We start from the raw sequence: 19,613 nt of genomic DNA, 5'->3' as shown, positions 1-19,613 counted from the left end.
TAATCTAGCACTTCACGCGGCGCTTCGCGTCGTCTGTTCCGGCAGCAGGTGAGCCATGGCGTTCAGCAGATCCGTCTGCGAGATGAGCCCGAGCACGTGGTCGCCGTCATCGACAATGACGACTGCGTGCGTGCGCCCGTCGGTCAGGTCAGGCAACAGGCTAATGGCGGGCGCATCCGGGGAAGTGGTCGCGGCCGTCGCAATGTGATCGGCAAGCCGCTCGGCCTGCATCAATTCCCGCAGCCCCACCGTGCCGACCAATCGCCCGCTGCCATCCTTTACGGGCAACGTACGGACATTGTGTTTCAGGAGCAGCGCGCGCGCCTCTTCCGCCGTGGCGTTCTCGCCCACCGCGATCACGTCGCGCGACATGATGTCGGCGCACCTGACGGTGCCGTGCGAACGAACGGCAGCCTCAACCTCGACCTGCCTCAGCAAGCGGCTCAGGTCGCCGCGATCGATATCGAAGGTTTCCTCGAACTTCGCCAGCGCCGCATCGACATCTTCTTCACGGAAACCAATCCGCACAGCGGACGGCGGATCGATCGTCTGATGCGTATTGACCGGCGCCGGCGCGGCGACATGCGGATAGTTTCGCCGCCCGAGCTTGTGAAAGAGAATGCCGAGCGCCACCAGGATACAGGAATTCAGGGCTACCGGCACGAAGGGGAAGAGCAGGCCCCAGCTTGCAACAGCTGGACCACCCAGCACAGCGGTCAGCGCCGCAGCGCCGCCGGGCGGGTGCAGGCAGCGGGTGAACGACATAGCGCCGATCGCCAGCGAGACGCCGACGCCGATCGCGATGATCGGCTCATGGATGAAGTGTGCGGCGATGATGCCCATCATGGCGGAGATCGTGTTGCCACCAATGATCGACCACGGCTGCGCAAGCGGACTAGCCGGCACGGCGAACAGCAGCACGGCCGAAGCGCCCATCGGCGCAACGATTAGCGGCAGGTGCGAGCCCTGCCCGACGAAGTAACCGCAGACCATGCCAGTCAGCGCGATCGCGATCAGCGCACCAAGGCACGCAAGCATGCGCTCGCGCAGCGTGGCACCGGCGAGGATCGGCGAAAACAGGCGGAGACGGAGGCGCCTTCCGGGATCGGTGTTGGGATTGCTGGAATTTGACATGACGAACCGGCAGTTTGTGAAACGAAGCGTCTTGATTGAGAGAAGGATGCAAGGTTAGCCGCTTGGAAGTGAGAGGCCGTCCCTGCCCCGCGAGGCAATAAGGACATCGTGAAAGGCCTCGAACGAATCCGATCGGTCGCCCTTTCGACGCACGAGAAATGTTTCCACCGCGCCGATCTCGCCGGTGACGATATCGACGGGCCAGCGCAGCAGATCGAACACCGAGCGCGGCATGACACCAAAGGCATTGCCGGCGACAATGCTCGCGAGGATCGCATGATAAGAACCGAGCTCCAGCGTGCGCAGTGAGGCGGCGTCCTGTGCCCACTCCTCGGCCATGCGGCGATAGGTGCACCCTGGCTCCATCACGGCAAGTGTCCCAACACGCAGGTCGGCCGCGGCTTTGACGTCGGGGTGTTTCGGAGGAAGGACGAGAATGAGGTCCTCGACATAGATGCGCCGTGCATCGAAGCTGCCGAGGTCGAGATCGGCATAGCGCGTCTCGTCGAGCGACGCCTGTGGCGGCCGGGCGACCAATGCGCAGTCCAGCTCTTCGGCCAGCACGCCCAGCATGAGCTCCCGTGTCGCACCCATCGTCAATTGCAAGGAGACGTCAGGCCACAGCGATCCGAACCGCCTGATGACGTCAGGAAGCCGGCTTGCGGCGGTGCTTTCCATCGTTCCGACGCGCAGCATTCCCGATGCCGCCAGCGGCCGCACAGCCTGCTTTGCTTCCTCTGCCAGGTCAGCAAGACGCGTTGCATAGGACAGGAAGATCGAGCCTTCGCGCGTCAGCGACATCTTCTTGCCGTCGCGACAAAACAGCGCCACTCCGAGATCCTCTTCGAGCTGCTGGATGCGCGTCGTGACATTCGACGGCACACGGCCTACCGCCGCCGCAGCCTTCGTGACGCTGCAATGCGATGCGACTGCCTTAAAAATTTCGATTGACGACAGATCCATATCTTCACTTACAGAGAATACAGGAGGCGCCATATTCTCGATATGGAAATGAAACTCAACCCCACGCCTGTCCCGAAACCGCACCTCACCGCGCGACTTTCCGCCACAGTCCGCAAAGCAAAAGAGCCGCCGGATCGCTCCGGCGGCTCTTTCAAATTCTTCCTTGTCCGCCTCAGTTCGAGTCGAACTTCCGCACTTCCATGAAGTTGACTGCGCTGCCTCTGAAGCGGCCCGGATCGATGGAGGCCGTTTTGGTGAAGCCTTCGGCATAGACCGAAGTCGGCTGGGCACGAAGCGTCTGACTGACGAAGCGCGGCGCCTTGACCGGCTTGGTGACCATTTCCATGCGGGAGTTGGTAAGCGCCCACTGCGAGATGATCTTCTGCGTCAGCTTCGGCTCGGTGCGAATCGTCGCGCGGCTGGCGTCGGCTTCTGCGGCCTCATGCTTCGTCGGGCGTGCGCCCTTGGTCGGCAGGCCCTGCGACAGCCCATTCGCGTCGGTCGGATTCGGTGCATCGAAGCCATCGCCGAAGCTTGCGGACTTCGTGGTGGGAGCAAGAGCGGCAAGCTGCAACGGCGGCTTCTCGCTTGGAACCTTTTGCGGCGTTGCCGCGTTGATAGCCTGCTCGATGCTCGTGACCGGCGGCTGGTTGGACGCGACCTGACGGTCGCCATCACCATTCTGCTGGTCAAGGGCATCGGCAACGGCCGGAGAAAGCGTATCCTCCTGGTCTGCCGCGTCGTCCTCTGCTTCAGCATCGGCATTCGCCGCTGCCAGAAGCTTTTCGGCAAGCGCCGGTCGTTCAGCCGGCGTCGGAACCGCTGCGAGATTCCCCGTCATCGCAGACGGATCGGCCGAAGCGACTTCCGCGTCGCCCGGAGCGCGGCGCGGTCCGAGCAGAGAAGGAACCGGTACGCTGTAGGCGCTGAGATCCGCAAACTGCTGCTGACCTTGCTCGGTCACTGTAGAAAGGGCTTGTTGCGCTGCGTTTCCGGATTGCGGAGCGACGAGGGCGCTGGCCATCTCGCTACCGCCTGGCTGATTGGCGAACGCCGGACGCACCTGCGGAACCGGCGCGCTTACACTTGCGACTTCAGTAGCCTGCGCGGGCGCTTGCTCGCCGGGATCGGCGGCGTTTGGCATGTCAACCTTCGGCGGCGACGCCTTGGCGACCGCCACTGCTGCGCTGCTATCATCATCGGAGCTGTCTTCGGCCTCGTCGGCGCCGCCCCCAAACAGGGCTGCAAACAGCGTCTTGTGCTTGGGCTGGTCACTCGATGACGAGCCCGTATAAGCGCCGGAGCTTGCCATCTGTACCTGCGACGAGCTCACGCGGCGCTTGTAATCGGCCACGGCCTGCTCGTAACCCGGCAGCGGACGACCATCCGAGGGGATGTGCATCGTGTTGCCGTTCGGGAAAAGCCGGACCAGTTCTTCGCGGCTCATGCGCGGCCAGGCGCGAACACCGCCGACATCCATGTGAACGAAGGGAGAGCCGGATTTCGGATAGAATCCAACGCCGCCGACCTGCATTTTCATCCCAATGCCGCGCAAAGTGGCGAGTTTGACGTCAGGAATGAAGAAATCCATCGCCTTGCCGAGCATATGCTGGCTCTTTTCGGCAACGCCGGAATTGCGTGAGCGGCCCTTCAGCATGGCGTTGGTGGCCGGCGAACGGAAGCCGCAGACAACGTTGATGTAGTCGCGCGAGCCGCTCTGGCGGTAGACCTCCCAGATAAGGTCGAAAAGGCGGGGGTCCATTCTCGTCGGCTGGTTCTTGCGCCAGTCGCGAAGGAATCGGTTCAGCTGCTGGAGACCCTTCGGATCGTACCGGCCGTTGCGCTTGTAGGTGATAACGGCCTTTTCGCCGGTGTGAATGAAATAGAGCTTGAGACTGCGTGTTTCGCCGGCCGCCTCGGAAGGCGAGCTGACCAGAACCGGCGAGGAAACAACGAGTGCGAGAAGGGCGGCCATAGCCGTCCTAAACACCTTTCCGCAAAGGTCCGTGTACCTAGTGCGCCCGTTCAAGCGCGAAGGCCTCGTATTCCCATTCAGATCCGGCAAACTCAATCCCCGTCAGACAGCCGATGGTCCCTCTTTGACACCGTTGGCTGTTAAATGCGGTCACACGATGGCAAAAATGCCACACGTGATCAACCTTTTCCTTACATAATGAACAGGCCACTAACAAGTGGTTTATGATTGGTAACAAAAGATGATTGCCGGAGCGTTAATTTAGGCGATTTATGCGGCGTCTTTCTGCGGATTGTCCGGATCTATGCCATAATCCTTGAGTTTCCGGTACAATGTGGATCGTCCGATGCCCAGTTTTCGGGCCACTTGACTCATCTGCCCCCGATAGAATTTAAGGGCGAATCGGATCAGTTCCTCCTCCACATCCGCAAGCTTTCGTACGTCTCCGGCAGGGTTTGTGCTCGCAATCGCGTTATCAGGCGCCTCCGTGATTCGTGCGACCGCCTCTTCGACGCTGGCCTGGTGAGCCGGGTAATCGGCGGTTGAGAGGTTGTTTTGTCGGTCGAGACGCGTGTTGTCGGCGACCAGCGCCAGGTGATCGACGACCTCGTATTCTGGCAGCTGCGCCGCGATCTGCGGGAAGTCTGCTTCGGTCAGTTCGCCCCCCTCGGCCAGCACTACCGCGCGGAAGATCGCGTTCTCGAGCTGGCGGATGTTGCCCGGCCAGTCGTAGGCGGTAAGCAGGGCCAGCGCGCCGGAGCTCACCGACATTCGTTGGCCGCCCTTTTGCTCGCTGGAGAAGCGCTCGGCGAAGACCCGCACCAGGTGCGGAATATCCTCCTTGCGCTTGCGCAGCGCCGGGATGGTGATCGGAAAGACGTTCAGGCGATAGTAGAGGTCCTCGCGGAAGTGGCCGTTCTTGACCTCTTCGATCAGGTCCTTGTTGGTCGCCGAAATCAGGCGGACATTGACCTTGTGCGCCGTGCGCGCGCCAACGGTTTCGATTTCACCCTGTTGCACCGCGCGCAGCAGCTTGACCTGGACCTCGAGTGGCAGATCGCCGATTTCGTCGAGGAAGATGGTACCGCCATCGGCTTCCATGAACTTGCCGATGTGGCGCTCGGTTGCCCCCGTGAACGCGCCCTTCTCGTGACCGAAGAGGATGCTTTCGACCAGATTGTGCGGAATGGCGCCGCAATTGACCGTGACAAATGGCTTGCCGGACCGGTCGCTGCCGGACTGGATGGCGCGGGCCACCAATTCCTTGCCGACGCCGGACTCGCCTTCGAGCACGACGGGAATATTCGACTGCGCGGCGCGTTGTGCCAGATCAATCACGCGGATCATCGCCGGGCTTGCCGAGACGATGTCGTCAAAGCCGACAGAGCCGGAACGCGACCGGCGACCGGCGCGCGCCTTGACCTCGCGCTGGTCGAGCTTCAGGGCATTCGAGATCGAGTTGGCGATCCGCTCGGGAGAAACCGGCTTGACGACGAAATCAAAAGCGCCGGCACGCATCGCCTGCACCACAGTCTCGATGCCGCCTTGCCCCGTCTGGACAATCACCGGAACATGGGTGCCGAATTCGTGCAGTGCCTCGAGGAATTCGAGGCCCGTCATCTCGGGCATCATCAGGTCGAGAACGATGATGTTGTAGAGGCCACTGCCTCTCTTGACCATCTCTAGTCCGATCCGGCCGTTTTCCGCCTGATGGACGACGTGGCCGTGACGCTCGATCGCGTTCTTGAGCAGCCGACGCTGGATCGGGTCGTCCTCGACGACAAGAATCTGCGCTGCACCCTTGAGCTCATTGTAACCGGTCATTGCTGCCTCACTTCATGCGAAACCTGAGAAGCACTGTGGCAGAAAGGCTTGAACATCCAGTTTTGAGAAACAATTGCATTTTAACGTTTGCGGTGGGGCCAAATCCGACCCGAAACGGAGCTTATGGGCAGCCGAAAGCCCCTTGATGCCAAGCCTTTAGGCGCCTAGACAGTCAAGCCTGTCGCAAAAGAGGAAGAGGACCCCGATGATGAAAAACACGCTCTCCGGCACGGCCATTAATTTTTCGGCAAGTTCTGCTGCCTCCGCGACGGATGCCGCGCTCGGCGACCTGCCGACCTGGAAATTGCAGGACCTCTACCCTTCCGCGACGTCCACGGCCTTCACCGGCGACATGGAGAAGGCCGGCAAGCAGGCGATCGCCTTCGAAGAGAAGTGGAAGGGCAAGCTTGCCGACGCCGCGACCAAGACGGGCACGGAGGGCATCGGCCAGGCGCTGAAGGAGTACGAGGCGCTGGATGACATCATCGGCCGCCTCGGCTCCTTTACCGGCCTCACCTATTTCTCCGACACATCAAACCCGGTAAACGGCAAGCTCTATGGCGACGCCCAGGCGAAGATCACCGAATTCTCCAGCCATCTCTTGTTTTTTTCGCTCGAACTCAATCGCATCGACGACGCCGTCATCGATGCCTGCATGGTTGATGACCCGGATGCCGGCCACTATCGCCCGTGGCTCGTCGATCTGCGCAAGGACAAGCCATATCAGCTCGAGGACAAGCTGGAGCAGCTCTTCCTGGAAAAGTCGATGACCTCGGCCGCGGCCTTCAATCGCCTGTTCGACGAGACGATGACGGAACTGCGCTTCGACGTCGATGGCGAAAAGCTGCCGCTGGAAGTCACCCTGAACATGCTGCAGGAAAAGGACCCCGAAGTCCGTCGCAAGGGCGCGATGGCGCTCGCGCAGACGTTCAAGGAGAACCTGCGTACCTTTACCCTCATCACCAACACGCTCGCCAAGGACAAGGACATCTCCGACCGCTGGCGCGGCTTCGATGACATCGCCGATAGCAGGCATCTTGCGAACCGCGTCGAGCGCGAAGTGGTCGATGCGTTGGCCGGCGCCGTCAAGGAAGCCTATCCGCGCCTCTCGCACCGCTACTACAAGATGAAGGCAAAGTGGCTCGGCATGGACCAGATGAACTTCTGGGACCGCAACGCGCCACTGCCGGAAACCTCCAACGCCATCATCTCCTGGAATGAGGCGAAGGACACCGTCCTTTCCGCCTACGGCAACTTCGCGCCTGAGATGGCTGCGATCGCCAAGCGCTTCTTCGACGAACAGTGGATCGACGCGCCGGTTCGCCCCGGCAAGGCGCCGGGCGCCTTCGCACATCCGACGGTCCCGTCGGCGCATCCCTACGTGCTCGTCAACTATCTCGGCAAGCCGCGCGACGTGATGACACTCGCTCATGAGCTCGGTCACGGCGTCCACCAGGTTCTGGCTGGTGCCCAGGGCGCCCTGATGTGCCAGACGCCCCTCACTCTGGCGGAAACCGCCTCCGTCTTCGGTGAAATGCTGACCTTCCGCGCCCTCCTCGACACGACGAAGGACAAGCGTGAGCGCAAGGCCATGCTCGCCCAGAAGGTCGAGGACATGATCAATACAGTCGTGCGCCAGATCGCCTTCTACGAATTCGAACGCAAGATTCACACCGCCCGCAAGGCCGGTGAACTGACGTCGGAGGACATCGGCGAACTCTGGCTTTCCGTGCAGTCGGAGAGCCTCGGGCCGGCGATCAAGATTTCAGAGGGCTATGAGACCTATTGGGCCTACATCCCGCACTTCATCCATTCGCCCTTCTACGTCTACGCCTACGCATTCGGCGACTGCCTGGTGAACTCGCTCTATGCCGTCTACGAGAAGGCTGACAAGGGCTTCCAGGAGAAGTATTTCGAGCTTCTGAAGGCCGGCGGGACCAAGCATCATTCGGAGCTCCTGAAACCGTTCGGCCTGGATGCCACCGATCCGTCGTTCTGGAGCAAGGGGCTGTCGATGATCGAAGGGCTGATCGACGAATTGGAAGCGCTTGATTAAGAGCGCATAGGCTCTCGATCCAAAGGCAGGCATGACCAACGCTGAACGCCACGTTCTGTTCCGGGATGACACGACCGGGCAAGTGATGCTCTTTTCCGACCCGTCGGAGATCATCATTGCCCGGACGGGTGGTGAGTTCTTTGCTGGACTTGCCCGCATGGAAGAGGCAAAGGCTGCCGGCAAATGGCTGGCGGGCTACATGGCCTATGAAGCCGGCTACCTCTTCGAGAAAAAGCTGGCGACCTTCCTGCAGGAAGGTCGCGAAACGCCGCTGCTCGCCTTTGGCGTCTTCGATGGCCCGCTGCCTGAGACCCATCCCCTCGCCCAGCCCAAGCACCGCAGCGAGAACGACGAATTCCTGAGCGAACCCAAAGCCGGCTGGGATTTTTCTACCTATAAGGAGCGCTTCGAGCGCCTGCATTGGCATCTACGCCAGGGAGATTGCTACCAAGCGAACCTCACCATGCCGATCACCGCCCTCTGCCGCGGCGATCCGCGCGCCGCCTTCTGGTCGCTGATCGAACGGCAGCCGGTGAAATACGGCGCGCTTGTCGATCTTGGCGGCCCGATCCTCCTTTCCCGCTCTCCCGAACTCTTCTTCCGCACGGACGAGGAAGGCTGGATCGAAACGCATCCGATGAAGGGCACGGCAAAACGCGGGGCGAGCGAAGCCGAAGATGCAGCGATCATTGCCGCGATGCGTGAGGACATCAAGACCCAGGCCGAAAACCGCATGATCGTCGACCTGCTGCGCAACGATATCTCGCGCATCACGGAGGTCGGAACGCTCGACGTTCCCAAGCTCTTCGACATCGAGACCTATCCCACCGTGCACCAGATGGTCAGCCATGTGCAGGCGAAACTCCTCCCCGATCTAACGATCCGCGATATCTTCGCCGCACTTTTTCCCTGCGGATCGATCACCGGCGCGCCAAAGCTTAGCGCCATGCAGATCCTGCACACGCTGGAGGACGCGCCACGCGACGCCTATTGCGGCGCGATCGGCATGATTGCGCCCGGCGGCGCCATGCGCTTTTCGGTGGCGATCCGCACCATCAGCCTGTTTGCCGGTGGCAAGGCGGTCTTCAACGTCGGCGGCGGCATCGTCTTCGATTCCACCGCCGAGGCCGAATACGAAGAGTGCCTTCTGAAGGCGCGGTTTGCGATCGGCGATCAGGAGATCGCGCGATGAACGACTTCTCGCTGATCGAAACCCTGCGCTGGGAACCGGACACTGGCTTCGTCCGACTACGCCTGCATCTGGCACGCCTCTCCCGCTCCGCCCGCCGTATCGGCTTTCCCAATCCCGCGGCTACCGCCGCCAAACTCGAGGCGGCCGTTGCGAGCGCTGATATGCCCCTGCGCATACGGCTGACACTCGATCGGCACGGGCATATCGAAGTGATGTCGACACCGTTTGTCCCCACGCCCACCGGCACCGAATGGAAGGTCCGGCTCGCAAAGGCGCGCCTTGATTCCACTGACAAATTGCTGCGACTGAAGACGACGCGCCGTGGCGTCTATGAGGCGGCTCGTGCCGAATATCCCGCGTCGGAAGCCGACGAAGTGTTGCTCCTGAACGAGCGAGACGACGTCTGCGACGGCACGATCACCTCCATTTTCCTCGACGACGGGTCGGGAATGCTGCGAACGCCGCCGATTTCCTGCGGCCTGCTGGCCGGCGTGCTGCGCACCGAACTGATCTGCCAGCGCAAGGCACGCGTCGGACGCATTACCCGACAGGATCTCACAGCAGGCAAACTCTATGTCGGCAATTCGTTGCGGGGGCTGATCCACGCCCGCCTCGTCGACTAGGCGACGATCTTTAGCCGGTCGCGGCCGCTCTGTTTGGCGTGGTACAACGCCTCGTCGGCCCGGGCATAAACCTCGCGCGCCGTCTCGCCCGGCCGCAACTCGGCCAGTCCCGCCGAGCATGTGTAAGAGAACGAAGGCACCGTCGGTATGGGGCGGGCGCCGCGCACCATTCCGATGATACGGTCGACAATCAGTTCCGCCTGCGCCAGCGTCGTATCCGGCAGGATCAGCATGAATTCCTCGCCGCCGATCCGCCCGAAGCTGTCGCGTCGCCGGATGACCGGCTGCACGCGGCGCGAGAAATCGATCAGTACGTCGTCGCCGAACTGGTGGCCATAAATGTCATTGATGCGCTTGAAGAAGTCGAGGTCCATGATGCAGATGCAGCCGACGACGCCTGCATTGGCGGACCCCTGACGTGCAATCAGGCTTTCCAGCGCCGCCATCATGAAACGACGGTTGGAAATACTCGTCAACTCATCCGTCTGCGAGGCCCGCAGCGCAAAATCACGATCCTGCCTGACATCGCGTTCGCTCTGCTTCAGATGCGTGATGTCGCTGGCAATGCAGAGCATCCAACCATCTTTCTGCACTGTCTCGGTCATCCAGAACCAGCGCCCGTCGACGACGTCCGTCTCGAAAGCGCGAAATGGCAGCTTGCCGCGGCGCGACTGCGCGGAAACGAGCCACACCTCGAAATCGGCAGTGCGAATGATCGTCCCCTTGCCGGCGCGCGTATTGCGCCGCATCAGTTCCGACCACAAAGGCGTTTCATCGGGTTCGATGGCGTAGGTCGAACGAAAAGCCGGATTTGCATAGCGCAGTCGGTCTTCCTGATCGTAAAGGGCAATCAGGACGGCACTGTCTTCCTGCAATTCGGCAAGCCGCTCAGATATCTGGTTCATCCGATTGTTCCGGGCGTGCTGACATTAACGGTTCGCACTTTGGAGCAGAATTCTGAAAAGAGTATGGATGGCTCCGCGCCAATTGAATATTCACGTGCGTCGGAACGCAACACCCTGAAAGGAAATTCTGCGATGTTCATCCTCGCCCTAACCTATGTGAAGCCGAACGAGGAAGCCGACAAGCACATGGAGCCGCATATGGCCTGGGTCAGGGAAGGCTATGCAAAAGGTTGGTTCCTCGCCTCCGGACGCAAAGTGCCGCGCACCGGAGGCGTGGTCCTTGCGATCGGACAGCGCGCCGAAATCGATGCCTATGTCGCACAAGACCCGTTCACGGTGAATGGCATCGCCGAATACGAGATCACCGAGGTCGCCATCACCACGACGGCGGCGGGATTGGATATCCTGAAAGACTAAACGCCAAACCAACGTGGCAGCGGTATGAACGACCTCAGTGAACATCTTCAATCTTTGGAACAGCTGTTGTTCGAGTCGGAAGTCCGCAGCTCGCGTTCCGCGCTCGAATCCCTTCTTGCCCCCGAATTCCGGGAAATCGGCGCTTCCGGTGGCCTGTATCTCTATGAGGACATCATATCTGCCCTACTCGCTGAGCCACCGGACGGTACAGCGCGCACTTTGACCGATTTCGAGATGCAATTGCTCTCTCCCGACCTGGCGCTCGTCACCTACAGGGCGATGCGGACCGTTCCCGCCAGCCCGCCCGTCAGATCGCTGCGCAGTTCCGTCTGGCGGTATGATGCCGACGGTCAGTGGCGGATGGTCTTCCATCAGGGGACGTTGACGGCATAGAGTGCTGTCATGACGCTTCCGACCCACACGCCCTATGACGGCTCCACTCCCCCGTTCACCATCGGCTTGATGCCGCTCGATCTTGCCCGCTGGATCGAACCGGATAGCGATTGGGCACGCTATATCGGCGAGAAGAAACGACTGATCGAGAGCCATCGCGACGAGATTTTCGTTGCCGAGGAGGAGACCGCGGAGGCGCAACAGGAGGTCTTCGATCTCCTGCAGGCTCACCTTGCAGAATGCCATCCGGAGTTCGCCCACAGCGTTACCGATGCCGCCAACCGGGACGCGCCACCCCTGCTGCGCGCCGGCCTGCTGGTGCAGGACGATCTTGTCATCATGCGGCGTAAGCAGGACGGCTGGCATCTCGTCGCCGGCTTCGTCGCCTTCCCTTCCTCGTGGTCGCTGCAAGAAAAGTTCGGTCGTCCGATGCAGGCGATCCACGCCGACGTGCCCGGTTTCGGCGAAGGGACGCGCAACGCGGCGCTCATCACCCGCATCTTTGATAACCTGCAGGTCTCGCAGCCAGTGGAACGACTGAATTGGTCCGTGAACGTCACGGACGATCTCTTCCTCCCGGTCTCCAAACACCGCCGCCCGCCGTCTGCCGAACCGTTTACGCTCGCCGAGCGCTTTGCGCGGGTCGAGCGGCAGACACTGCGCAGACTGCCCAGGTCGGGCGATATCCTTTTCACGATCCGCGTCCACGTCGATCCAATTGCAGCGATCGCCCATCATCCGAACGCCGGCAAACTCGCCGAAAGCTTCGCCGTGCAACTGGACAGTCTCGATGATCATCAGGCGGCCTATAAAGGTCTGACATTGCAGAAGGCGGAGCTCGCCGCCAAGCTTCGGGCACTCGCAGCCGCCCTCTTTCCCGCCTGATATTCGTGTTCCCGGCCCGAACGCTCTTTATTGTGACGCTGTTTTATGGTTAGAGCCGGTCACTTCGCATTATCTGCGCCATTTCAGATGAATTCTAATTCTTAAGGCTCATCGCCTTCGTCGCCTTCCACAGGAGAAAAGAATGACGGAACAGACCCACCCGGTATATGCCGAAATTACCGGCCCGATCGTCATGATCGGCTTTGGCTCCATCGGCCGCGGCACGCTGCCGCTGATCGAGCGCCACTTCAAGTTCGACAAGAGCCGGATGGTAGTCATCGACCCGCGCGACGACGCAGATCACACCGAAATCATGGCAAAGCACGGCGTGAGGCACATCAAGTCGCATGTCACCAAGGACAATTACAAGGAGCTACTGAAGCCGCTTCTGACCGAAGGCGGCGGCCAGGGTTTCTGCGTCAATCTTTCCGTCGATACCGGGTCGGTCGACCTGATGAAGCTCTGCCGCAAGCTCGGCGCTCTCTACATCGACACTGTTGTCGAACCCTGGCTGGGCTTCTATTTCGACAAGAGCATGAAGAACGCCGACCGCACCAACTACGCGCTGCGCGAAACCCTGCGCAAGGAAAAGGCGAAGAACCCAGGCGGTGCCACTGCTGTTTCGACTTGCGGCGCTAACCCGGGCATGGTCTCGTGGTTCGTCAAGAAGGCGCTCGTCAACCTTGCCAACGATATCGGCCTGAAGTTCGAGGAGCCGGATCAGCATGACCGCGAAGGCTGGGCAAAGCTGATGAAGAAGGTCGGCGTCAAGGGCGTCCACATCGCCGAGCGTGACACGCAGCGCACCAAGCATCCGAAGCCGCTCAACGTCTTCTGGAACACCTGGTCTGTCGAAGGCTTCATCTCGGAAGGCCTGCAGCCGGCCGAGCTCGGCTGGGGCACCCACGAAAACTGGATGCCGAAGAACGGCAAGAAGCACAAGAAGGGCTGCAAGGCTGCGATCTACCTGGAGCAGCCTGGCGCCAACACGCGCGTCCGCACCTGGTGCCCGACGCCCGGCCCGCAGTACGGCTTCCTCGTCACCCATAACGAGTCGATCTCGATCGCCGATTACTTCACGGTTCGCGACAAGGACGGCGAAGTAACCTTCCGCCCAACCTGCCACTACGCCTACCATCCGGCCAACGACGCCGTGCTGTCGCTGCACGAAATGTTCGGCAATGGCGGCACGTCGCAGCCGGTGCACCACGTTCTCGATGAGGACGAACTGGAGGACGGCATCGACGAACTCGGCGTCCTGCTCTACGGCCACGAAAAGAACGCCTACTGGTACGGCTCGCGCCTGTCGCTGGAAGAAACCCGCCGCATCGCGCCTTATCAGAACGCCACCGGCCTACAGGTAACCTCCGCTGTTCTCGCCGGCATGGTCTGGGCGCTCGAAAACCCGGACGCCGGCATCGTTGAAGCCGACGAGATCGACTACAAGCGCTGCCTCGAAGTGCAGACGCAATACCTCGGACCCGTCGAAGGCCACTACACCGACTGGACGCCGCTGGACGGTCGCCCGGGACTCTTCCCGGAAGAGATCGACACCAAGGATCCCTGGCAGTTCAAGAACATCCTCGTTCGCTGATCTTAGCCAGAACCGCATTCCAAGGTGCCCGCCGCAAGGCGGGCATTTTTGTAACGCCTGCTGTATAAATGCCGTCTCATCTCGACGCAGCCTTGCCTTCCTTGGGTGCTCGCGCCATGTTTTCTGCAACCACACGGATAGTTTTTGCTCCGAATCTCCGGGAGAAGCCTATGAAAATCAGAACCCTCGTTGCCATTGTCGGCGCCGCCGCAGCCTTGACTGCTTGCACTATGTCGTCGCCACGCCCGGTGCCGGTTGCAGCAAATCCGGCTCCGTCTGGCGTCGAAGGCTCATGGGCGGATCCGAACGGCATCATCTCCACCTTCCAGGCGGGAACATTCACCACCCGCACGACCGACAGCAATCAGCTTCTGGCGTCCGGCACCTATGTGAATACCTCTCCGTCGCTGGTCGAGATCAATATGACGTCGCTGGTGCGCAAGACGCAATCCAAGGTCAACTGCGCGCTGGTGACCCAGAGCCAGCTAAACTGCACCTCGGACGCCGGGTCGCAATTCACCTTGACCCGCCGCATGTAAGGTCGCCAGCACCGAACGACAAAAGCTCCCTTCGGGGAGCTTTTTTGTTTACTGCTCTTGGAAAGCACCGAGGCTGTCACAGCTTTTTCTCTTGCCGCCGCTAGTGCTAGGTGAAAACATCGATCACGCAGGGACGGCGGAGCGCAGGGGTCAAAGGCTTCGCCCAGAAATCAGGAGAGCAGGATGACGAAATCATTTCAATTCGGTCTGCTGACCGCGTCGATGCTGACGCTGTCGAGCGGCGCCGCTTTTGCCGATTACGAGCTCAATATTCTTCACATCAACGATTTCCATTCGCGCATCGAGTCGATCAACAAGTTCGACTCCACCTGCTCTGCCGAGGAAGAGGGCAAGAAGGAATGCTTCGGCGGTGCAGCCCGCCTGAAGACCGCGATCGACCAGCGTCGCGATGCCCTGAACGGCAAGAACGTGATGCTGCTCAATGCCGGCGACAATTTCCAAGGCTCGCTTTTCTACACCACCTACAAGGGCGCTGTCGAAGCCGAAGTGCTGAATGAGATGAAGTTCGACGTGATGACCGTCGGCAACCACGAGTTCGACGACAGCGAGGATGGCCTGGCAACCTTCCTCGACAAGGTCAAGTTTCCCGTCATTTCGGCCAACGTCCTGGCCGGCGACGGCTCCAAGCTCGGCGACCGTATCAAGCCTTCGCTGGTGCTCGATGTCGGTGGCCAGAAGATCGGCATCGTCGGCGCCGTGACCAACGACACGGAAGAACTGTCCTCGCCCGGCCCGAAGGTGATGATCGCCGACGACGTGCAGACCATCACGGCGGCCGTCGAAGACCTGAAGAAGCAGGGTATCAGCAAGATCATCGCTTTGACCCATGTCGGCTATCCGCGCGACCTCGCGGCCATCGCCAAGATCCCCGATGTCGACGTTGTCGTCGGCGGTCATTCGCATAGCCTGCTGTCGAATACCGACCCGAAAGCGGAAGGCCCCTACCCGACGATGGTCGACAATCCCGGCGGCTACAAGGTGCCGGTGGTCCAGGCCGCGTCCTACAGCAAGTATCTCGGCGACCTCGTCGTCACCTTCGATGACAATGGCGTTGTCAAGGAAGCCAAGGGCGACCCGATCCTGATCGATTCTTCCTTCACCCCCGATCCGACACTCACCGCCCGGATCGCCGAGCTCGCCAAGCCGATCGAGGAACTGCGCAAGAAGGTCATCGGCTCCAGCGAAGCTCCGATCCAAGGTGACCGCACTGTCTGCCGCGTCGAGGAATGCTCAATGGGCAACCTCGTTGCCGACGCCATGCTCGACCGCGGCAAGAGCCAGGGCATGACCATCGCCATCCAGAACGGCGGCGGACTGCGCGCATCGATCGATGCCGGCGACATCACCCAGGGCGAAGTGATCACCGTTCTGCCGTTCCAGAACACGCTGGCGACTTTCCAGCTGACGGGCGCCGAAATCCGCAAGGCCTTGGAAAACGGCCTAAGCCAGATCGAACAGGGCGCCGGCCGCTTTCCACAGGTGTCGGGCCTGAAATACACCTTCGACAGGACCAAGCCCGCCGGCAACCGTCTCGTATCGGTCGAGGCCAAGGAGGGCGACGCCTTCGTGCCGCTCGATGACGCGAAAACCTATGGTGTCGTCACCAACAACTTCATGCGTGCCGGTGGCGATGGCTATTCGATCTTCGAGACAGCAGGCAAGAACGCCTACGACTTCGGCCCCGACCTAGCCGACGTGACGGCCGAGTACATTGCCGCGCACTCGCCCTACAAGCCCTACACCGACGGTCGCGTGACCGAGGTCGCAGCCTCCGGAACCGAAGCACCGGCGACGACGGAACCCGCGCCCGCTGCGCCTGCCTCCCCGACGGCACCGGCAACGTTGGCGGTCCCGGCAGCGCCGACCGCGGAAGCTCCCGCAGCGCTTGCCCCGAATACGCCGACCAACCACGTCATCGCCGCCGGCGATACGCTCTGGGATCTCGCCGAGCAGTTCTACGGCGACGGCGCGCTCTGGAAGAAGATCTCCGAGGCCAACGGCACGCCGGCGCCACGCCACCTGACGATCGGCAAGGAACTGCAGATTCCGTCGAAGTAAGACGATTTGTCTCGATCCTGAAAGCCGGTCCGGGGTTTCCCGGGCCGGCTTTGTTCCTATAGGGTGAACCATCGAAGCCGGGCTGCGTATGAGCCGGCAGACCAGACGATACCGGGGTTTAAATGACGACTGTTGATACTGCGCACCGTCCGGCGGACCATCCGCCCGTGAAATCAGGCAAGGTGGGCGTCCTGCTTGTCAATCTCGGCACGCCCGATGGCACCGACTACGCCTCCATGCGCCGTTACCTCCGGGAATTCCTGACCGACAAGCGCGTCATCGAGTGGTCGCCCTGGAAGTGGTATCCGATCCTGTTCGGCATCGTTCTCAACACCCGTCCGCAGAAGGTAGGCAAGGCCTATGAGACGATCTGGAACAAGGACAGGAATGAGAGCTACCTGCGCACCTACACGCGCAACCAGTCCGACCTTATGGCCGAACGCCTGAAGGACTTGCCGAATGTCAAGGTGGACTGGGCGATGCGCTACGGGACGCCCTCGATCCCCTCGCGCATCCAGACGCTGAAGGACGAAGGCTGCGACCGCATCGTTCTCTTCCCGCTCTACCCGCAATATGCCGCCGCAACGACCGCGACCGTCAACGACAAGGCCTTCCAGCAGCTGCTCAAGATGCGCCGGCAGCCGGCGCTGCGCACCGTCCCGGATTATCACGACGACGAGACCTATATCGAGGCGCTTGCCAATTCGGTGACCAACCATCTGGCGACGCTCGACTGGCAGCCGGACATGGTGCTCGCGTCCTTCCACGGCATTCCGCTCTCCTACTCCGAGCAGGGCGACCCCTATTACTGGCAATGCCAGAAGACTGGTCGGCTGCTGCGCGAACGGCTGGGACTGCCGGAGGAGAAATTCATGGTGACCTTCCAGTCTCGCTTCGGCCCGGAAGAGTGGCTGCAGCCCTACACCGACAAGACGGTCGAGAAGCTGGCGCAGGATGGCGTCAGGAAGATCGCCGTGCTGAACCCCGGCTTCGTGTCCGACTGTCTGGAGACGCTGGAAGAGATTGCCGAACAGGCTGCCCATTCTTTCCATGAGAATGGCGGCGAGAAGTTCACCCACATTCCCTGCCTCAACGACAGCGAAGACGGCATGCGGGTGCTGGAAAAGGTCGTTCGCCGCGAACTGCTCGGCTGGGTCTGATCAGACGCCGCGTTTGTTGCCCCAGATCAGGACATGCAACTGGGGCAGCACGCGTGCCTCGAACCACCGGTCCTCGGTCACCTTGTCGACCAGCCACAACATCCTGTCCATGATACCGTCGATATCGACGCGCGCATCGTCGTCGTCGGGCGGCGGTGGCGTGTGGTTTCCCGGCTGCAGGTAGACGGACAGATGTGGATAACGCACCGCCGCCTCCCGGGCATAGGCATAGTCGAGATCGTCGAAAACGACGATCTTCAAGGCGATGGCAGGCCCATTGCCCGCTTTGCGAAGACAGTCCTCGAAGGCATCCCAGTCCGTCGCCATGCCGCTCGACGGCGGCTTGGGGCTCAACACGAGCACATCGAGATCGGCAAACCATTCCTTGGCGACGCTGCCCTGCGTCTCCAGCGCGAACTTGTAGCCCTGCTCATGCCCGTGCGCGATGAGACCGCCAAGCGGCTGGATCGCCGGGTTGCCGCCCGAAAGCGACACCATGAGCGGCTTGCCGCCGGAGAGCCGCGTCACCTCTGCCCATATGCCATCGACCGTCATGGGCAGCCATTGATCGCGATACTCGCTATCAACAGCATGCAGGCTGTCGCACCACGAACAGCGATAATCGCAACCGCCGGTGCGGACGAAGACGGTTGGCAGGCCGATCAGTATGCCTTCCCCCTGGATCGTCGGCCCGAAGATCTCGCTGACGCGGATCTGCGTCTCGCGAGCCGCGCTCATGGCCGGTATTCCGCCCAGGTCTTCGGCGTCTCGCTAACGCGCACCGCCGATGTCTCCGGCAGTCGCTCCTTGCACCAGTGGTAGAAGTGCTTGGCGAGATATTCCGATGTCACGCGATCATGGCCGAACACTTCGTTCAGATGCCGATGGTCGAAGCGCTCGTCGATGTAGCGCTTCAGCGGCGAAAGCTCGTGATAGTCGCGCACGAAGCCGTTCTCATCGAGCTCGGCGGCAGCTAACTCCACCACGACGATATAGTTGTGCCCGTGCAGTCGCGCGCATTGATGATCGGCGGGCAGATGCGTCAGCTGATGAGATGCGGAGAAGTGGAACTCCTTGGTGATGCGAAACATCACTTCACCTCCCTGGCCGAATAGCCTGACGTTGCGGCCACCCAGAAATCCGGATCCTCGTATTCCGTCGGATCGGCGACGCCGGCCAGATGAAAAGCCTCACGCCGCTCAACACAGGTGCCGCACCGCCCGCAGTGGCGTGTGCCGCCCTTGTAACAGGACCACGTCTCGGCAAAGGGCGTCCCGTATTTCGCGCCATCCGTGACGATGTCGGCCTTCGAGATGTTGACGTATGGTGCCAGCAGCGAAACGCTGGCATAGCCGTCGAGCGCCTGGTTCTGCATTTCCTGGAAGGCATCGATGAAGCCCGGGCGGCAATCGGGATAGATGAAGTGGTCGCCGCCATGCACGGCAACGGCCACCGCATCCGCCTTCTGGGCCGCGGCGAGGCCGAAGGCGATTGCCAGCATGATAGCATTGCGGTTCGGCACCACGGTCGCCTTCATTGTCTCCTCAGCATAGTGGCCGTCAGGCACGTCGACATCGTCGGTCAACGCCGATCCTGTCAGGTGCCGGCCGATGGTGCGGATATCGATGATCTGGTGCGGCACGCCGAGTCGCTTGGCGCAGGCGGTGGCAAAGTCCAGTTCCTTGCGGTGGCGCTGTCCGTAATCGAAGGAAAGCAGGCCGATAAGTTGATGCTCCGCCGCCACCCGATGGGCGAGCGAAATGGAGTCCAATCCGCCGGAGCAGATGACGATAGTCTTCATAATGAGGATCCCTTGTTTTGACCGGGTGGGCTGCGACCGGTATTTTCTGCGGGACTTCTATGCCAAAGCGACC

17 protein-coding genes and 2 pseudogenes are annotated in these 19,613 nt (G+C 61.2%); 10 read left to right on the top strand and 9 right to left on the bottom strand.

Annotation, left to right across the window (positions count from 1 at the left end; genetic code table 11):
• Window positions 1–12: 12 nt before the first annotated feature.
• The 5 genes and pseudogenes from PMI09_RS18875 to PMI09_RS18860 form a co-directional block, all read right to left on the bottom strand.
• Entirely contained in the window at window positions 13–1,134 is a 1,122-nt protein-coding gene (locus PMI09_RS18875) for an HPP family protein (RefSeq protein ID WP_007797907.1), read from the bottom strand.
• 54 nt (window positions 1,135–1,188) lie between these two features.
• On the bottom strand, window positions 1,189–2,097 hold the full coding sequence (locus tag PMI09_RS18870; RefSeq protein WP_007797903.1) for a LysR family transcriptional regulator: 909 nt from the start codon (window positions 2,095–2,097) through the stop codon (window positions 1,189–1,191).
• A 172-nt stretch (window positions 2,098–2,269) separates the two neighbouring features.
• Window positions 2,270–4,162, bottom strand: coding sequence for a DUF882 domain-containing protein (locus PMI09_RS18865; protein WP_037083520.1), 1,893 nt, complete (start codon window positions 4,160–4,162; stop codon window positions 2,270–2,272).
• 180 nt (window positions 4,163–4,342) lie between these two features.
• Window positions 4,343–4,567 (bottom strand): annotated as a pseudogene (locus tag PMI09_RS32845) (helix-turn-helix domain-containing protein); the annotation flags it as partial.
• 65 nt (window positions 4,568–4,632) lie between these two features.
• Window positions 4,633–5,896: pseudogene (locus tag PMI09_RS18860) on the bottom strand (sigma-54-dependent transcriptional regulator); the annotation flags it as partial.
• A gap of 208 nt (window positions 5,897–6,104) precedes the next feature.
• Here PMI09_RS18860 and PMI09_RS18855 point away from each other — a divergent pair.
• From PMI09_RS18855 to PMI09_RS18845, 3 genes are read left to right on the top strand one after another with little or no spacing between them, the layout of a single operon-like run.
• The gene (locus PMI09_RS18855; RefSeq protein WP_037083529.1) at window positions 6,105–7,952 is read left to right on the top strand and encodes a M3 family oligoendopeptidase; all 1,848 of its coding nucleotides are present in this window, start codon (window positions 6,105–6,107) and stop codon (window positions 7,950–7,952) included.
• 31 nt (window positions 7,953–7,983) lie between these two features.
• Complete coding sequence (locus tag PMI09_RS18850) at window positions 7,984–9,144, top strand: aminodeoxychorismate synthase component I (RefSeq protein WP_007797891.1); 1,161 nt, start codon at window positions 7,984–7,986, stop codon at window positions 9,142–9,144.
• A complete protein-coding gene (locus PMI09_RS18845) occupies window positions 9,141–9,767 on the top strand; it encodes an aminotransferase class IV family protein (RefSeq protein WP_007797888.1) in 627 nt (208 codons plus the stop codon). Before PMI09_RS18850 ends, PMI09_RS18845 begins: the two co-directional genes overlap by 4 nt.
• Here the strand turns inward: PMI09_RS18845 and PMI09_RS18840 are convergent.
• Window positions 9,764–10,672 (bottom strand): sensor domain-containing diguanylate cyclase, encoded by a 909-nt coding sequence (locus PMI09_RS18840; protein WP_007797885.1) that lies wholly within the window; start codon window positions 10,670–10,672, stop codon window positions 9,764–9,766. The genes PMI09_RS18845 and PMI09_RS18840 overlap by 4 nt on opposite strands.
• A gap of 132 nt (window positions 10,673–10,804) precedes the next feature.
• On the opposite strand from PMI09_RS18840, the gene PMI09_RS18835 reads away from it, so the two are divergent.
• From PMI09_RS18835 to hemH, 7 genes are all read left to right on the top strand, one after another.
• A complete protein-coding gene (locus PMI09_RS18835; RefSeq protein ID WP_007797883.1) occupies window positions 10,805–11,089 on the top strand; it encodes a YciI family protein in 285 nt (94 codons plus the stop codon).
• Between the two features lie 24 nt (window positions 11,090–11,113).
• Window positions 11,114–11,482, top strand: a complete 369-nt coding sequence (locus PMI09_RS18830) for a nuclear transport factor 2 family protein (RefSeq protein WP_007797880.1) — start codon at window positions 11,114–11,116, stop codon at window positions 11,480–11,482.
• Between the two features lie 9 nt (window positions 11,483–11,491).
• Entirely contained in the window at window positions 11,492–12,367 is an 876-nt protein-coding gene (locus PMI09_RS18825) for a heme-dependent oxidative N-demethylase family protein (RefSeq protein ID WP_007797877.1), read from the top strand.
• 142 nt (window positions 12,368–12,509) lie between these two features.
• Complete coding sequence (locus tag PMI09_RS18820) at window positions 12,510–13,961, top strand: homospermidine synthase (RefSeq protein ID WP_007797874.1); 1,452 nt, start codon at window positions 12,510–12,512, stop codon at window positions 13,959–13,961.
• A 170-nt stretch (window positions 13,962–14,131) separates the two neighbouring features.
• On the top strand, window positions 14,132–14,500 hold the full coding sequence (gene omp10, locus PMI09_RS18815) for an outer membrane lipoprotein Omp10 (protein WP_007797867.1): 369 nt from the start codon (window positions 14,132–14,134) through the stop codon (window positions 14,498–14,500).
• A 183-nt stretch (window positions 14,501–14,683) separates the two neighbouring features.
• Entirely contained in the window at window positions 14,684–16,579 is a 1,896-nt protein-coding gene (locus tag PMI09_RS18810) for a 5'-nucleotidase C-terminal domain-containing protein (RefSeq protein WP_007797865.1), read from the top strand.
• Window positions 16,580–16,701: 122 nt separating this feature from the next.
• Complete coding sequence (hemH, locus tag PMI09_RS18805) at window positions 16,702–17,739, top strand: ferrochelatase (RefSeq protein ID WP_037083517.1); 1,038 nt, start codon at window positions 16,702–16,704, stop codon at window positions 17,737–17,739.
• On the opposite strand, the gene queE is transcribed toward hemH, so the two are convergent.
• From queE to queC, 3 genes are read right to left on the bottom strand one after another with little or no spacing between them, the layout of a single operon-like run.
• Window positions 17,740–18,477, bottom strand: coding sequence for a 7-carboxy-7-deazaguanine synthase QueE (gene queE, locus PMI09_RS18800; RefSeq protein WP_007797858.1), 738 nt, complete (start codon window positions 18,475–18,477; stop codon window positions 17,740–17,742).
• A complete protein-coding gene (gene queD / locus PMI09_RS18795) occupies window positions 18,474–18,830 on the bottom strand; it encodes a 6-carboxytetrahydropterin synthase QueD (protein ID WP_007797855.1) in 357 nt (118 codons plus the stop codon). The genes queE and queD overlap by 4 nt, the downstream gene beginning before the upstream one ends.
• A complete protein-coding gene (gene queC / locus PMI09_RS18790) occupies window positions 18,830–19,540 on the bottom strand; it encodes a 7-cyano-7-deazaguanine synthase QueC (protein ID WP_007797851.1) in 711 nt (236 codons plus the stop codon). Before queC ends, queD begins: the two co-directional genes overlap by 1 nt.
• Window positions 19,541–19,613 lie beyond the last annotated feature (73 nt).

The sequence above is a fragment of the Rhizobium sp. CF122 genome (assembly GCF_000282035.1).
Classification (GTDB): Bacteria; Pseudomonadota; Alphaproteobacteria; order Rhizobiales; family Rhizobiaceae; genus Rhizobium.
This window is presented reverse-complemented; position numbering and strand designations above follow the sequence as displayed.

Bases quoted from the DNA above. Each gene is read 5' to 3' on its own strand.
- PMI09_RS18850 (WP_007797891.1), top strand. From the start codon at position 7,984: ATGACCAACGCTGAACGCCACGTTCTGTTCCGGGATGACACGACCGGG.
- PMI09_RS18825 (WP_007797877.1), top strand. From the start codon at position 11,492: ATGACGCTTCCGACCCACACGCCCTATGACGGCTCCACTCCCCCGTTC.
- PMI09_RS18830 (WP_007797880.1), top strand. From the start codon at position 11,114: ATGAACGACCTCAGTGAACATCTTCAATCTTTGGAACAGCTGTTGTTC.
- omp10 (WP_007797867.1), top strand. From the start codon at position 14,132: ATGAAAATCAGAACCCTCGTTGCCATTGTCGGCGCCGCCGCAGCCTTG.
- queC (WP_007797851.1), bottom strand. From the start codon at position 19,540: ATGAAGACTATCGTCATCTGCTCCGGCGGATTGGACTCCATTTCGCTC.
- PMI09_RS18875 (WP_007797907.1), bottom strand. From the start codon at position 1,134: ATGTCAAATTCCAGCAATCCCAACACCGATCCCGGAAGGCGCCTCCGT.
- queD (WP_007797855.1), bottom strand. From the start codon at position 18,830: ATGTTTCGCATCACCAAGGAGTTCCACTTCTCCGCATCTCATCAGCTG.
- hemH (WP_037083517.1), top strand. From the start codon at position 16,702: ATGACGACTGTTGATACTGCGCACCGTCCGGCGGACCATCCGCCCGTG.
- PMI09_RS18870 (WP_007797903.1), bottom strand. From the start codon at position 2,097: ATGGATCTGTCGTCAATCGAAATTTTTAAGGCAGTCGCATCGCATTGC.
- PMI09_RS18835 (WP_007797883.1), top strand. From the start codon at position 10,805: ATGTTCATCCTCGCCCTAACCTATGTGAAGCCGAACGAGGAAGCCGAC.
- PMI09_RS18855 (WP_037083529.1), top strand. From the start codon at position 6,105: ATGAAAAACACGCTCTCCGGCACGGCCATTAATTTTTCGGCAAGTTCT.
- PMI09_RS18810 (WP_007797865.1), top strand. From the start codon at position 14,684: ATGACGAAATCATTTCAATTCGGTCTGCTGACCGCGTCGATGCTGACG.
- queE (WP_007797858.1), bottom strand. From the start codon at position 18,477: ATGAGCGCGGCTCGCGAGACGCAGATCCGCGTCAGCGAGATCTTCGGG.
- PMI09_RS18840 (WP_007797885.1), bottom strand. From the start codon at position 10,672: ATGAACCAGATATCTGAGCGGCTTGCCGAATTGCAGGAAGACAGTGCC.
- PMI09_RS18820 (WP_007797874.1), top strand. From the start codon at position 12,510: ATGACGGAACAGACCCACCCGGTATATGCCGAAATTACCGGCCCGATC.
- PMI09_RS18845 (WP_007797888.1), top strand. From the start codon at position 9,141: ATGAACGACTTCTCGCTGATCGAAACCCTGCGCTGGGAACCGGACACT.